Below are 13,524 nucleotides of genomic sequence, written 5' to 3' on the forward strand. Positions count from 1 at the left end.
CCGCGGGAGCTCAATCTGTCGCCGATCCGTGCGTGTTCGCGGGCGCCCGGCGACAAGGAATGTGGAGGACTATTAGTGAACAACGCTGAAGCCGCGCACTACGACAAGGTGCGCGCCATCTTCGATATCCTGAACGGCGAGAAGGAAGCCGACCTTCTGTTGAAGAACCTGAACGTCCTCGATGTTCACGGAGAGACCGTCCATCAGGGCTCGATCCTCGTCTATGACAAGCGCATTATCGCGCTCAACCCGGACGAGGCGATCCTGAAGGTCAAGGACGTGTTCGACGGCAGGGGGCTCTATGCGATCCCCGGCCTGATCGACGCCCATATCCATTTCGAGTCGCAGCTTGCCCATCCGACTGCACTCGCCGAAGCGATGGTGCCCTGCGGCACGACGACGATTTATGCCGAATGCCTGGATCTTCTCAGCGCCGCCGGCAAGGAAGGCGTGGAAGCCGCCGAGGCGCTGTTTAGGGATTACGACCAATTGCCCTACCGCCTCTACGCCTTCGCACCTGGCAAGAAGACTGCGGCCTCGGTGACCGAGGCCGTGCTCAAGATGGAGCCGGTGATCGGTCTTGGCGAGTTCGAGCACTTCACCTACAGCTCCGGCAATGAGGATGATTTCCGCAAGGCCGCCTGGGTGCGGGCCAAAGGCGGCTTCATGAACGGCCACTGGGGCGTCACCGCTCTTTCCGACATGATCCTCAACTATTTGCCGGCGATCGGCGTGTCCAACAATCACGACGTCTGGAACGAGAAGGACATCGAGAAGAGCATCCGCTACGGCCTCCCGACGCACATCAAGTTCGGGGTCGGCAGCAGCGAGGTGATCAAGGTGCTCTTGCGCGCCATCGTCGACCGCAAGTGGCCGACCGACAACTTCATGCTCTGCACCGACAACATCTCGATCGAGCGGCTGCTGACTATGGGCCACATGGACTGGATCATCTCGCTCTCAGCCGAGATGGGCATCAACCCGATCCAGGCGATCAAGATGGCGACCTACAACACGGCGCGTTCTTTCCACATGGAGGACAAGATCGGCTCGCTGACGCCTGGGCGTTTCGCCGACATCGTCCTCACCGACAGCCTGTCGCGCATCAATCCGCTCTACGTGTTCAAGGATGGCGAACTGGTCGCCAAAGACCGCAAGCTGCTGAAAAACGCCGAGATCGACTATTCCGGCATGTGCAAGGACGGCGTGAAAGGTCTTGCCGACCTGAGGCCGGAACAGCTCGATATCGTGCCGCTTGAGGTGTCGGAGGACGGGACCCGTGCGAAGGTCTATCTCTTCGATGTCTATGGTCGCGGCCACGCCAAATTCTACCAGGAGATCTGGGTGCCGCTCACGGACGGCAAGGTCGTCGCGGAACATGATGGCGTGAAGCTGAGCCGGCTGTCGGTCGTGCAGCGTTATGCCGACGGCGAGCGCCACATCGTCAACGGCCTGTTCAAGGGCGTCCATGTGGATCGTGGCGCGGTCGCCACCTTCTGGCCGGCACCGAAGCCTTACTTCGTCGTCGTCGGTGAGGACAGCGGCGAAATGTGCCACTGCCTCAAGCGGGTCGATAGCTACGCCGGCGCCTGCATCGTCACCGACGGAAAAGAGGACATGGCGGTCCTGCCGCTCGAAATCTACGGCGTCATGGCCAACATGACCGTGAAGGAACTCACGGCGAGCGCCGGCGCGATCGATGCCGCACTTGAGGCACTGGGCAACCGCAACGAAGGCGAGCCGGTGGTCAACAAGCTGCTCAGCCTGTTCATCTCGTTGCATCGGTTCCGCTTCATGGCCTAGGAGCCACTGCAGAAAGGACCGGCGGGTGCTTCGGTATCCGTCGGCCCAGGGGAATGGCTTGGCCGCCGCAATGGGCGGACAAGCCAAACATTCAAAAGCTCATCGCTGAGGGGGGATGAGCAGGCGGGCGAAAGAAGCCCGCATAAAATTCGAGGGAGGAAACTATGGACCACAATGCGGCGGAAGCCGAGATCGTCGATACCGGCAGCCTGACGCGGCGCTGGATGATGTATGTTGTCGGCATCTATGTGCTGACTTTCGGCGTCAGCCTGGCGATCCGGGCAGGGATCGGCATATCGCCCCAGAGCAGCCTGACCAGGACCATGACGCTGGTCTATCCGCCGTTCAGCCAGGGCACCTACAACTTCATGCTCGAACTGATCATGCTGTTCTTGACCTATCTGGTCCTGCCGAAGGATTTCAAGCTGAAGAACTTCGCGTCGCTGATCCCGGCCTTCGTGCTGGCAGTGTTCCTCGATTTCAACCTTGGTATCACCGAGTTCATCAAGCTCGACGCCTATCCGTTCCGGGTGGCACTGCTGGTCTTTGCCGACGCGGCGCTCGCTTTCGGTCTGTTCCTGATGATCCGCGCCAATCTCGTGCTGATGCCGATCGACATGTTCGTCAACACCATCTTCAAGCGCACCGGCTGGAAGTGGGGCAACATCAAGACCGGTTTCGATTGCACCCTGCTGGTCCTTTCGGCCTGCATCGGTCTGGCGTTCCTCGCCGAGGTCAAGTTCATCCGCGAGGGCACGATCCTCAATGCCATTCTCGTCGGGCAATACATCAAGCTCTATTTCTTCCTCTTCAGGAAGGTACAGGGCGGCAAGGCGGCGTCGCCGAAGGGGCTGGAAGCGACCGCGAAGTAGCACTTCGCGTCGTGATCGAAGAGGGCGGCCGAGTTGGCAGCCCTCCTTTTCAGTAGCCGGCTGAATTGTCGGCTATGCGGTCGGCGCCAGTTGGCAAGCGGTTCTATCCGAAAGCAAGCTCAAGGTTTTGCCGGTCGCGCGCGACGACCTGGCATCTGGTCTCGAAGCCGTCGCCGGCGACGACCAGCACGAGTTCCGGTGGAAGGCCTGCGGAGTTTGAAACCGTCACGGCGGCACCATCGGCGCCAAGAGACCTGATCGTGCAGTCTATCCTTGAATGACGGTCGTTGTAGAGAATGGTACCGGCCTTCAGGACACGTTGCCGTGGGCCTGCCTGATAACGGGTGTCGAGACTGCTCCAATCGACACAACGGTTCCGTCCGGCGGCTTTGGCAAGGTACATGGCGGCATCCGCCTGCGCGAGAAATGCACCGATCTCTCTGCTCTTGAGCGATAGCGCCGATGTGCCGAAGCTGGCGGTGACAGCAAGCTGACCGAAGTCGCCGTGGATCGTTTGAGCGGCAATCGCTGCCCTTAGCTTCTCCGCAACAGCCAGCGCGCCCTTCGCGTCGACATGTGGCAGCATGATGGCAAACTCCTCGCCGCCAAGCCGCCCGAACAGGTCGCTCGCCCGTAGATTGGACTGGCAGACGGAACTCACGGCCTTCAAGACTTCGTCCCCAGCCGCGTGCCCATAGGTATCGTTGACCCGCTTGAAGTGATCGACATCAAGGACGATGCACGACACGTCGTGCTGATGCCTTATGGCGAGTGAAACCAGCTTGTCCGCCTCTTCGCGGAAGGCGCGGCGCGTCAGCGTGCCGGTGAGCCCGTCCGTCGCGGCCGACCGGAGCAAATCGATCCGGTCCATCGCCACGCCCGCCAGTTCGGTCAGGATCGCCAGGTCCTTGTTGGTGAAGTGTCTCGGCGCACGATCGATCGCGCACACGGTGCCGACCGTATGTCCATCCTTCGTTTTGAACGGAACGCCGGCGTAGAACCGAATATGTTCCGGGCCAGTGACCGCCGGATGTCCGGAAAACCGCGGATCCGTCGTGGCATCGTGCACGACAAGCGGTTCCTCGGAGGCGACAACATATCGGCAGAACGTGTCTTCCCGCGGCACCTCGTCGGCCGCGAGCCCCGAGCAGGCCTTGTACCATTGGCGATGTGCGTCGACCAAAGAGACGATGCCGATGTCGATGGCGAAGACCTGTTTTATCAGCCGCACGACCCGTTCAAGGCCTTCGTCTCTCGGCGTGTCGAGAATATCGAGGTGCCCAAGAGCGGTCAGGCGATCGAATTCCCTGCCTTTCGCCTCCGTCGTTGGCCGTCCGGCTGGCTGAGCAACCACCATTCCGTTTTCCTTTCTCGTTGCGCGCCAAGCAAATAGAGCGCTTTGCGGAAAAAACAAAAGGCACTGATCAGCACATGGGTGTGGATTGCATCGGCTCTTTGGCGAAACTTACGTCAATGGGCCGTGTTCGTGTCGCGGGGCGAGACCCCGCCGATGCCTTACCCGCCGAAACTCCCGAGCTGCGTCGGTACGTGCACGTAGTTGCGGTCGAAGTAGAGCAGCGCGTTGCCGTCACTGCGCGAGCGGATGCCGACGACGCGGCCGATCAGGATATGGTGCGTTCCGAGCAACCGTGCCTCCGCCAGCTCACAGTCGAGCGAGACGATCGCGTCCTTGACCGCGAAGCTGCCGGACGTCATCTCGACCCAGTCGGCCGCGGCATAACGCGCCGCCATGTCCTGCGTCGCGCCGGCGAAATGGCCGGCCAGATCCCTGTGGTCATGGCTGAGCACGTTGACGCAGAAGCGCCGGTTCTCGATGAACAGGCCGCATTGCGCGGAGTTGCGGTTCATGCAGACGAGCAGCGTCGGCGGTTCGTCGGTCACAGAACACATGGCGGTGGCGGTGAACCCGCCGCGCCCGGCGGGTCCGTTTGTCGTGATGACGTTGACCGGCGCGCAGACCCGCGCCATGGCGTTGCGAAACTCGGTCTTCGAGACGAGCGGTTCCATGGCGGGCCTCATTCGGCGGCGTTGCGCAGGGTGGCCGCATCGTCGAGCGGCGGCAGCCAGGTGTTGCCGGTCCAGCCGTTCTCGTCGTAGTCGGCCATGCACTGGTCGACGAGCGCTTCCATCTCCTTCAGCCGACCGCCGCGCTCGGCCCCTTTCAGCACTTGCAGCCGTACTTCCTCCGGCGCGCCGGCATAGTTGAGTTCGTAGAGCGCATGCCGTCCGCCGAACTCCGTTCCCGTCGCATCCCACAGCAGCTTCATGATCTTGATGCGCTCGATGTGGCCCATGTCGTTCGAGCCGCGCACATATTGCGCCAGGTAACGATCGATCTCCGGGTTGCCGAAGTCGCGCGCCGAAGATGGCAGGTAGATGAGACCGGAGGCTACGACCTTTCGGATCGTCTCGACGACACGCGGATAGGCCTCCGACATGAAGGTACGGTAGGAAAGTGCGGCTTCCAGATTGGGAAGCACCGCGCCGTCGGCCCAGGGGATGGGGTTGTGCGCCATGGCATTGGAAAAGCTCCAGAACATGTGGCGAAGCGCGATGACCTCGCCGAGCGCTGCCTGGTTGCCGCGGAACGCATCGCCGCCAGTAGCGCGGAGCGCCTTGGCGAGCAGGCCTGCGAGGAAGTCGAGCTTCACCGCAAAGCGAGTGCAGCCCTGGAAGCAATAGCCATGCATGAACCCGGAGGCCGGGTGGAAGGAGAGGATCTTGGCGGCATCGCGCAAGACCAACACGTCCTCCCAGGGCACGAAGACATTGTCGAGCACCAGGATCGCGTCGTTCTCGTCGAAGCGCGACGACAGCGGATAGTCGAAGGGATGGCCGACCGTATTGGCGGTCTGCTCGTAGGAGACCCGGCAGAACATCTTGATGCCCGGCGCGTTCATCGGGACGATGAACATCACCGAGAGCGAAGGATCCTCCGTCACCGTCGCCGAGCTTTGCGCCAGGAAATTATAGTGCGTCAGCGCCGAGGAGGTCGCGACCACCTTGGCACCGGAGACGTAGATGCCGGCATCGGTTTCCTTGGTGATGTGGACGAAGACGTCCTTGACCGCATCGGCCGGCTTGTGGCGGTCGATCGGCGGATTGACGATCGCGTGGTTCATGAACAGCGCCGCTTCCTGGGCGCGTTTGTGCCAGGCGAGCGCATTGTCCTTGAAGGGGCCATACCAGTTGGCATTGGCGCCGAGCGTGTTCATCAGCGCCGCCTTGTAATCGGCGGTGCGGCCCATCCAGCCATAGGACATGCGCGCCCATTCGGCGATCGCGCCCTGCTGGGCGGCAAGCTCGGCCGACGAGCGGGCGACGCGGAAGTACTTGTGGGTATATCCGCCGGAGCCCGTGTCGGTCGGCGACGTCAGGATCTCTTTCTTCGCGGGGTCGTGCAGAGCGTCGTAGAGCCGTGCGAGCGACCGGGCGGAGTTGCGCATGGCCGGATGACTGGTGACGTCCTTAATGCGCTCGCCGTTGATATAGACCTCGCGTCCGTCGCGCAGGCTTTCCAGATATTCGGCGCCGGTGAAGGGCCGCGTCCTGTCGGCGCGGAAATCCTCTGCTCTCATTTTCTCCTCCTTGAGTTTCGTCAAGGCTAGGCGTTGAATTCGTCGGCCGCCATGGACAGAATGGCAAAATGACTTGGACTTTTTCCGGTGAACGATGACCGACACTATTCCCAGTTTCTTCGTCTACGGCGAGCCGGAGCAACAGCTCGAACCGGGGTTCTTCCATGTCGAGACCGTGATGGCACGTCGGAACCTGCACCAGGGACAGGTGAGGGCGCATAAACACGACCAGATGGGACAGATCACCTTCTGGCTGAGCGGCCGCGGCACCTATTTCATCGACGACAAGCCATTGGACTTTTCAGCGCCAGCGGTGAGTTTCGTGCCGAGCGGCATCGTGCACGGTTTTTCGGTCGATCCGGAGAACAGTGATGCTGTCGTCGTCTCGATCGCCGACGGGGCGTTGCTCTCCATTCGGGAGAACACGACACTGGCGCTCGATAGGCCGACGATGATCCGTGGCGAAGGCGAAGACCGGGGCTGGCGTCGTCTTGCCGAGTTGCTCGATATCGTTGCCGACGAATATGCCGGCGGTGCGGTTGGCAGTCAGAAAATGCTCGCTTCGCTCGTCGCCGCCATCCTGACCCAGATCGCCCGGCTGGCATCCGCCACGCCGGCCGGTCAGCCGACGCAAGCTGTCCTGGCCACGGAATTGCGCCGGCTCGTCGATCTACATTTCCGCGAGAACTGGAGCGTCGGGCACTATACCGAGGCGCTGGCGACGACGCCGCATCTGCTCGCCAAGGCGAGCAGGGAGGCCTTCGGCATGCAGGTCAAGGAACTGATCAACGAGCGCCGCCTGCTGGAGGCCAAGCGCTTGCTGCTCTTCACCGTGCGGCCGCTCGAAGACATCGCCTATGAGATCGGCTTTGCCGATGCCGCCTATTTCTCACGCTTCTTTCGGTTGCGCGTGGGCGAGGCGCCGAGCGACTGGCGCCGGGCGCGCGTCAACGCGCCCGGAGCCGGCTAACCGCCAACCCCGGGAGCGGGTGGCTTGATCGCCGTGACTGTGCGGCTATCGGCCGTAGGCGCGCATCACTTCCATCAGCGGTTCGTGCCGGATCGCCTGGATCTTGAAGCGGTCATGGGGCGTACCGCCGGAATCCTCGGCCGCGATCATTGCGTTGACCACCGCCTCCTCGACGCTGTCGACGGTCGCGAGGTAGACCGGATCGAGCAGCTCGTCATTGACGATCTCCAGCGACAGGCGCGGCGGCGCCTTGTGCGCCATCGGCTGGGTGTTGGCGGTGGAGAAGGCGAGGAAGATGTCGCCGGAATTGTTGCCGCCGGGCGTGCCGTTGCGGCCGATGCCGATCGCTGCCCGCCGCGCCAGTCGCTTCAGCTGATGCGGCGCCATCGGCAGGTCGGTGGCGATCACCACGATGATCGAGCCGCGCTCCTGCATCTGGCTTTGCGGCGTACCGTCGCGCATGTGCTCGCCGACCGGAACGCCGCGGATCGTCAGCCAGTCTCGCTGGCCGTGATTGGCCTGCACCAGCGTGCCGATCGTATAGTCGCGGCCGCCGAATTCGACGACGCGCGATGCGGTTCCGGTGCCACCCTTGAAGCCATAGGCGATCATGCCGGTGCCGCCGCCGCAATTGCCCTCCTCGACCGGGCCTGACGTGGCGCTGTCGAGTGCTGCGCGCACATCGGCTTCGGTGATCGGCTGGCCGTTGATGTCGTTCAAGACACCGTCATAGGTCTCGGCCACCACGGGCATCAGCCAGAGGAAATCGTCGGTGTCGTAAGTCGTCTTATAGCGCTCCAGCATCCATTGAATGGTGGCGTGGTGGGTCATGCCGACGGCGTGGGTGTTGGTGATCATCACTGGCCCCAGGAAGAAACCGCCGTCCTCGATCCAGTGGGTGCCGGTCATCTCGCCATTGCCGTTGAAGCGGTGCACGCCGGCATAGACGGGGACCGGGGTGGTCGAGCCGACATGCGGCAGGATGGCGGTGACGCCGGTGCGCACCGGACGCTTGCGGCCGGGGCGAGGGGTCTCTTCCTCGATGGTGCGGAAGCCGACGGCGATGCCTTCGACATCGGTGATGGCGTTGAAGCGGCCAGTGCGGCCGGAAAAGGGCAGGCCGATATCGCGGGCGCGAGCTGAGGAGGGCGTAGAGGTCTTGTCGTTCATGATCATTTCTGCCGGGAGCGAAGGTAGAGGCCGAGCGAGGCGACGACGAAGGAGAAGGAGAGCATCATCACCGCAATGGCGTTGATCTCCGGTTTGATGCCGCGTCGAAGCATGGAGAAGATGAACATCGGCAGCGTGGTGACGTCGACGCCGGAGATGAAATAAGTGATGACCAGGTCGTCCATCGAGATGATGAATGCGAGCAGCGCACCGCCGACGATCGCTGGAAAGAGCTGCGGCAGCACCACCCGGCGAAAGGTCATCCATTCGTTGGCGCCGAGATCGGCGGACGCATGTTCCAGCGTCCGGTCCATGCCGGCAAGCCGCGCCGACACGACGATGAAGACATACGAAATCAGGAAGGTGCACTGGCCGATGATGGTCGTCGTCAAACCGAGCCTGATGCCGGAATTGACGAAGAAGATCAGCAGCGCGATGCCGAGCACGATATCCGGCATCAGCATCGGCATGAACATCACCACCCGGTAAAAACGCTGGCCGACGAATTCGAAGCGGTAGAGGCCGATGGCCATCGCCGTGCCGAAGACGGTCGCAATGGCCGTCGTCGAGGCGGCAATGACCAGGCTGTTCCACACCGCTTGCAGCAGTTGCCCGGTCGATTCGATGTAGAGCGCGCTTTCGGAGACCTTGGTCTTGAAGCCGAGCACCTGGGCGTACCATTCGGTGGTGAAGCCCGTCCAGGTCATCATGTTCACCGGATTGGCGTTGAACGAATAGACGGCGATGACGACAAGCGGAATGTAGATGAAGGCGAAGAAGAGGCCTGTGTAGGCAAGCAGGCCGCCGGCAAAGAGGGATCGAGCAAGCTTCATCGGTCACCCTCACCGTGCAAGAGCTGCGGCGGCGCTGCGCCGGCCGGAAATCACCACATGGGCGATCATCATGATCAGCATGACGCTCATCACCATCATCGCCAGTGCTGCGCCGAAGGGCCAGTTGCGGGCGGCGAGGAACTGTTGCTCGATCAGGTTGCCGAACATCATCACCTTGGCGCCGCCAAGCACCGCCGGCACGACGAAATTGCCGAGCGCCGGGATGAAGACGATGACAGCACCACCGGCAATGCCGGGGGCGGTCAAGGGCAGGATGACGCGCCAGAAGGTGCGCACCGGTCCCGCGCCGAGATCGAGCGAGGCGCGCACCAGCGTCCAGTCGAGTTTCTCGACGCTCGCATAGACCGGCATGAACATGAAGGGAATGAACACGTACGTCATCCCAAGGATGATCGCGCCCTTGGTGTAGATCAGGTCGAGCGGTCGTTCGATCAGTCCGGTGGAGATGAGCACCTCGTTGACGAGGCCGGTCTGGCGCAGGATCAATACCCAGACGAAGAGCCGCACGATCAGGCTGGTGAAGAAGGGCAGCGTGATCAGGAACAGGCAGAAATTCTTCCATCGCTCGGAAAGCCGGGCGATGCAGAAGGCCGCGGGATAGCAGACGAGAAGGGTCGCCAGCACCGTCAGCGTGGCGATCTCGACCGAGCGCAGGAAGATCGAGATGTAGATCGGATCGAATTCCTCGAACATCGGATCGGCAAAACCGAGGATCCGCCCGAAATTGTGCGGATAGAAGGTCCACTCCACCCCGCCATAAAGGCCGGGCGCGAGGAAGCTGGTCACGACCATGATGGCGAGCGGACCGAGGAAGAATACGGCGAGAAAGGCCGAGACCGGCCCGAGCAGAAGGCCAAGTTGAAAGCGGCGGCGGCTGGCGATCGACATCTCAGGCACCTGCACTTTCGCCGATCAGGTGCACGGCGGTCGGATCATAGGCGAGCCGCGCCTTGCGGGTGTGCTCGATCGCGCCCACGAGATTGCGGCGGTTGGCCGGAACCTCGGCCACGACCTTGCGGCCCTCGACGGTGCGGCCGAACAGCTCGAAGGTGGAGCCGACGAAAACGATCTGGTCGAGATCGACGTCGATCGTCGGGAAGGGGGCGTTGTCCTCGGCAAGGAAGAATTGTTCCGGGCGGATCAGCGCCGTCGCCTTCGTCGAGATTTTCCGCTCGCAGGGCTGGTGGCGGATTGCCATGCCGTCTGAAGTCATCAGCCGGTCGCCGTCGAGCGTGCCCTCGAACAGGTTGCTGGCGCCGATGAAGGTGGCGACGAAGGTGTTGACCGGATGGTCGTAAATGGCACGCGGCGTATCGAGCTGCTGGATGCGGCCACCAGAAAGCACCGCGACGCGATCCGACATCGTCAGTGCCTCCTGCTGGTCGTGGGTGACGAAGATGAAGGAGATGCCGAGATCGTTCTGCAGAGTCTTCAGTTCGATCTGCATCGCCTGGCGCAGGTTCTTGTCGAGCGCCGACAGCGGTTCGTCGAGCAGGAGAAGCTTCGGCCGGGCGATGATGGCGCGGGCCAGTGCCACGCGCTGCTGCTGGCCGCCGGAGAGCTGGCGTGGGCGGCGCGCCTCCATGCCTTCGAGCCCGACCATCTTCAGGGCGCTCGCGACCTTTTCCCGGCGCGCCGGCTTGGCGATCCCCGCGACCTCCAGCGAATAGGCGACGTTCTCGCCGACTGTCATGTGCGGAAACAACGCGTAGTTCTGGAAGACGGTGTTGACCGGGCGGCGGTAGGGTGGCCGCTCCGTCATGTCTTCGCCGTCGATCAGGATCGAGCCGCCGTCGAGCTCGACGAAGCCGCTGATCGCTTGCAGCAGCGTGGTCTTGCCGCAACCGGACGGCCCGAGCAAGGTCAGGAATTCGTTGCGGCGGACGTCGAGATCGATGCGGTCGAGAGCGGCCACGGTGCCGCCTTCCGGAGTGGTGAAGGCCTTGCTCGCCTCCACCAGCCGGACGATGGAATTCTGCATACTTCTGTTCCCCAAAATGTTATGCAAATAACGCTTGTGCGTTTTCGATATATGGATACCATTTGCCTATCGGAGTCAACGGCCACCAGAAGCCGTGATCCGGAAGCGGCCGACAAGGGCCGTAGAGGGCCGAACGGCCATGACCATCAGAGGAGACTATCGATGACAATGACACATGGGATGGCCCGTCAAGGCAAGAAGCCGTTTGCCGCCCGCGCACGCAGTTTGGCCGTTTCGCTGACGACGCTGGCAGCCCTGTTCGGCACGGCCGAAGCGGCCGAACTCAACATCTACAACTGGGGCGAATACATCAATCCGGCCGTGCTGAAGAAGTTCGAGGAGGAGACCCAGATCAAGGTCAACCTTTCGACCTACTCTTCGAACGAGGAGATGCTGGCGAAAATCCAGGGCGGCGCCACGGGCTACGATATCGTTTTCCCGTCCGTGCACATGCAGGACATCATGGCCAAGCTCGATCTGCTCGAGAGGACCGACATCAACACTTATGAGGGTTTCAAGAACATCGATCCGACCTTCCTGCGCGCCAAGAGCGACTCGAAGGGCGAATATTGCCTGCCTTACGCCTTCGGCTCGGTCGGCATCCTCTATAACCGCAAGCTGCTCGGCAAGGACGTGACCGGCTGGCGCGACCTGATCGAGACGGTGAAGGCCAAGGGGCTGAAATTCACGCTGCTCGACGATATGCGCGAGGTGCTCTCGGTCGGCCTCATTCTCAACGGTCACAAGGTCAATTCGACCGATCCGGCCGAACTGCAGCAGGCGGCCGATACGATCATCGCGATGAAGCCCGAGGTCGCCGCCTTTACCTATGACACCCGCCCGATGGTCGCCGCCGGCGACGTTGCGGCTGGGCATTTCTTCGTTGGTTCGATGGTCGACGTCTTCGGCAATCCAAAAGACCTTGGTTACGTGATCCCCGAGGAAGGGGCGACGATGTACCAGGAGGATATCTGCGTGCTGAAGTCGGCTCCGAACAAGGAGAACGCCATCAAGTTCCTGCAGTTCTATACCCGCCCGGAAGTGGCGGCGCTCAACATCGAGCAGCAGACGAATGGCACGGCAAACGTGCCGGCCCGACAGTTGACCCCCGAGCAGATCAAGAACAGCAAGGAAATCAACCCACCGCCGGAAACCATGCAGAAGCTGCAGATCTTCGAAGATCTCGGCCCCGGTGTGCGCCAGCTCGACCGGGTCTGGACGAAGGTCAAGACCGCGCAATAAGCAGGCGATGCAATCACGGGAGCGGATGCCGCGATTTGTATCCGGCATCCGCTTTCACAACGCTGCGTGTTTCCTTAGCTCCCGGCTGGGGATAGACATGCAACAATTCGAAGGGTCCAGTGGCCTTTGTCCGTCTGGCAAGACGGTTGGCGCTCAAGAATGGGAGGGGACGTGGCACAGCGCATACTGAAGCTGCTGCGCAGCGACGAGATGAGGCGCTCGAAGTCGGACAAGCTCATCGCCAACTATATCGAGCGCAACCTCGCCGATATCCCGTTCGAGACCGCACGCTCGATCGCGACCCGGCTTGAGGTCTCGCCGATGACCGTCGGGCGCTACCTCCGGCGCATGGGCTTCGATGGCCTCGACGAACTGAAGCACGCGCTCAGGCGTGACGGCTCCAACAATCCTGCCTGGCAGGTCAAGGGCTCGGTCGGCCGGCTGCGGGAGGATAACCGCGAGGGCAAGCTGCTGGCCGGCCTGATCCAGCAGCAGGTCGACAATCTCGGCATGATCTACGAGCTGACGACCGCGCCGGAATGGCAGCAGACGATCGATGCGCTGATTTCGGCGAGCGAAGTCTATGTCGCCGCCTACCAGAACGTCCGCGGCATCGCGCAGTATTTCGCAAGCCAACTGTCCTACACCCGGCCGCGGGTCCAGTTCGTCGATGGCCTCAACGGCACCTATGCCGAGCTGCTCGATGGCTCGGTCGAGGGTCGCGTGCTGTTCCTGCACGATGTTCGCCGCTTTGCCGCCAAGGCGCGGCCGCTTGCCGAAGAAGCCCGACGCGCCGGCGTCAAGGTCATCCTCTATACCGACGAGTTCTGCCCATGGGCGCCGGAGGTCTCCGACATCTGCCTCGTCGTTCCGGGCTCGCACGGTCCGCTCTGGGACGGGGCCGCGACGACGGTCGCAGTCATGGACCTGCTGTTGAGCAACATCATCGTCGTGCTTGGCGATGACGTCGGCGAGCGGGTTGCTCAGCTCACCCGGCTGCAGAATGTCTTCGGCGATTTCGAGGACTGAGGCG

12 protein-coding genes are annotated in these 13,524 nt (G+C 62.2%); 5 read left to right on the plus strand and 7 right to left on the minus strand.

Going from position 1 to position 13,524, the window contains the following annotated elements:
- Positions 1-75: 75 nt before the first annotated feature.
- Positions 76-1,803 carry an amidohydrolase family protein gene (locus PWG15_RS31525; RefSeq protein WP_275025528.1) on the plus strand — a complete coding sequence of 576 codons (1,728 nt, stop codon included), beginning with the start codon at positions 76-78 and terminating at the stop codon, positions 1,801-1,803.
- A gap of 164 nt (positions 1,804-1,967) precedes the next feature.
- The gene (locus PWG15_RS31530) at positions 1,968-2,675 is read left to right on the plus strand and encodes a YczE/YyaS/YitT family protein (RefSeq protein ID WP_275025530.1); all 708 of its coding nucleotides are present in this window, start codon (positions 1,968-1,970) and stop codon (positions 2,673-2,675) included.
- Between the two features lie 103 nt (positions 2,676-2,778).
- Here PWG15_RS31530 and PWG15_RS31535 read toward each other — a convergent pair whose 3' ends face one another.
- The 3 genes from PWG15_RS31535 to PWG15_RS31545 form a co-directional block, all read right to left on the minus strand.
- Entirely contained in the window at positions 2,779-4,032 is a 1,254-nt protein-coding gene (locus PWG15_RS31535) for a sensor domain-containing diguanylate cyclase (protein ID WP_275025531.1), read from the minus strand.
- Positions 4,033-4,190: 158 nt separating this feature from the next.
- Positions 4,191-4,703: a flavin reductase gene (locus PWG15_RS31540; protein WP_275025532.1), complete on the minus strand. Its 513-nt coding sequence runs from the start codon at positions 4,701-4,703 to the stop codon at positions 4,191-4,193.
- 8 nt (positions 4,704-4,711) lie between these two features.
- Positions 4,712-6,274, minus strand: coding sequence for a 4-hydroxyphenylacetate 3-hydroxylase N-terminal domain-containing protein (locus PWG15_RS31545; protein ID WP_275025533.1), 1,563 nt, complete (start codon positions 6,272-6,274; stop codon positions 4,712-4,714).
- A 94-nt stretch (positions 6,275-6,368) separates the two neighbouring features.
- Here PWG15_RS31545 and PWG15_RS31550 point away from each other — a divergent pair, with 94 nt between their 5' ends.
- Positions 6,369-7,244: a helix-turn-helix domain-containing protein gene (locus PWG15_RS31550; protein WP_275025535.1), complete on the plus strand. Its 876-nt coding sequence runs from the start codon at positions 6,369-6,371 to the stop codon at positions 7,242-7,244.
- Between the two features lie 45 nt (positions 7,245-7,289).
- Here the strand turns inward: PWG15_RS31550 and PWG15_RS31555 are convergent, their stop codons facing one another.
- From PWG15_RS31555 to PWG15_RS31570, 4 genes are read right to left on the minus strand one after another with little or no spacing between them, the layout of a single operon-like run.
- The gene (locus PWG15_RS31555) at positions 7,290-8,414 is read right to left on the minus strand and encodes a DmpA family aminopeptidase (RefSeq protein ID WP_275025536.1); all 1,125 of its coding nucleotides are present in this window, start codon (positions 8,412-8,414) and stop codon (positions 7,290-7,292) included.
- A 2-nt stretch (positions 8,415-8,416) separates the two neighbouring features.
- Positions 8,417-9,247, minus strand: coding sequence for an ABC transporter permease (locus PWG15_RS31560; protein WP_275025537.1), 831 nt, complete (start codon positions 9,245-9,247; stop codon positions 8,417-8,419).
- 9 nt (positions 9,248-9,256) lie between these two features.
- Positions 9,257-10,156 (minus strand): ABC transporter permease, encoded by a 900-nt coding sequence (locus PWG15_RS31565; protein WP_275025538.1) that lies wholly within the window; start codon positions 10,154-10,156, stop codon positions 9,257-9,259.
- Position 10,157: 1 nt separating this feature from the next.
- The gene (locus tag PWG15_RS31570) at positions 10,158-11,249 is read right to left on the minus strand and encodes an ABC transporter ATP-binding protein (protein ID WP_275025539.1); all 1,092 of its coding nucleotides are present in this window, start codon (positions 11,247-11,249) and stop codon (positions 10,158-10,160) included.
- A gap of 168 nt (positions 11,250-11,417) precedes the next feature.
- Here PWG15_RS31570 and PWG15_RS31575 point away from each other — a divergent pair, with 168 nt between their 5' ends.
- A complete protein-coding gene (locus tag PWG15_RS31575) occupies positions 11,418-12,491 on the plus strand; it encodes a polyamine ABC transporter substrate-binding protein (RefSeq protein ID WP_425536837.1) in 1,074 nt (357 codons plus the stop codon).
- A 171-nt stretch (positions 12,492-12,662) separates the two neighbouring features.
- On the plus strand, positions 12,663-13,520 hold the full coding sequence (locus PWG15_RS31580; protein WP_275025542.1) for a MurR/RpiR family transcriptional regulator: 858 nt from the start codon (positions 12,663-12,665) through the stop codon (positions 13,518-13,520).
- Positions 13,521-13,524 lie beyond the last annotated feature (4 nt).

The organism is Ensifer adhaerens, from assembly GCF_028993555.1.
In the GTDB taxonomy this organism is placed as follows: domain Bacteria; phylum Pseudomonadota; class Alphaproteobacteria; order Rhizobiales; family Rhizobiaceae; genus Ensifer; species Ensifer adhaerens_I.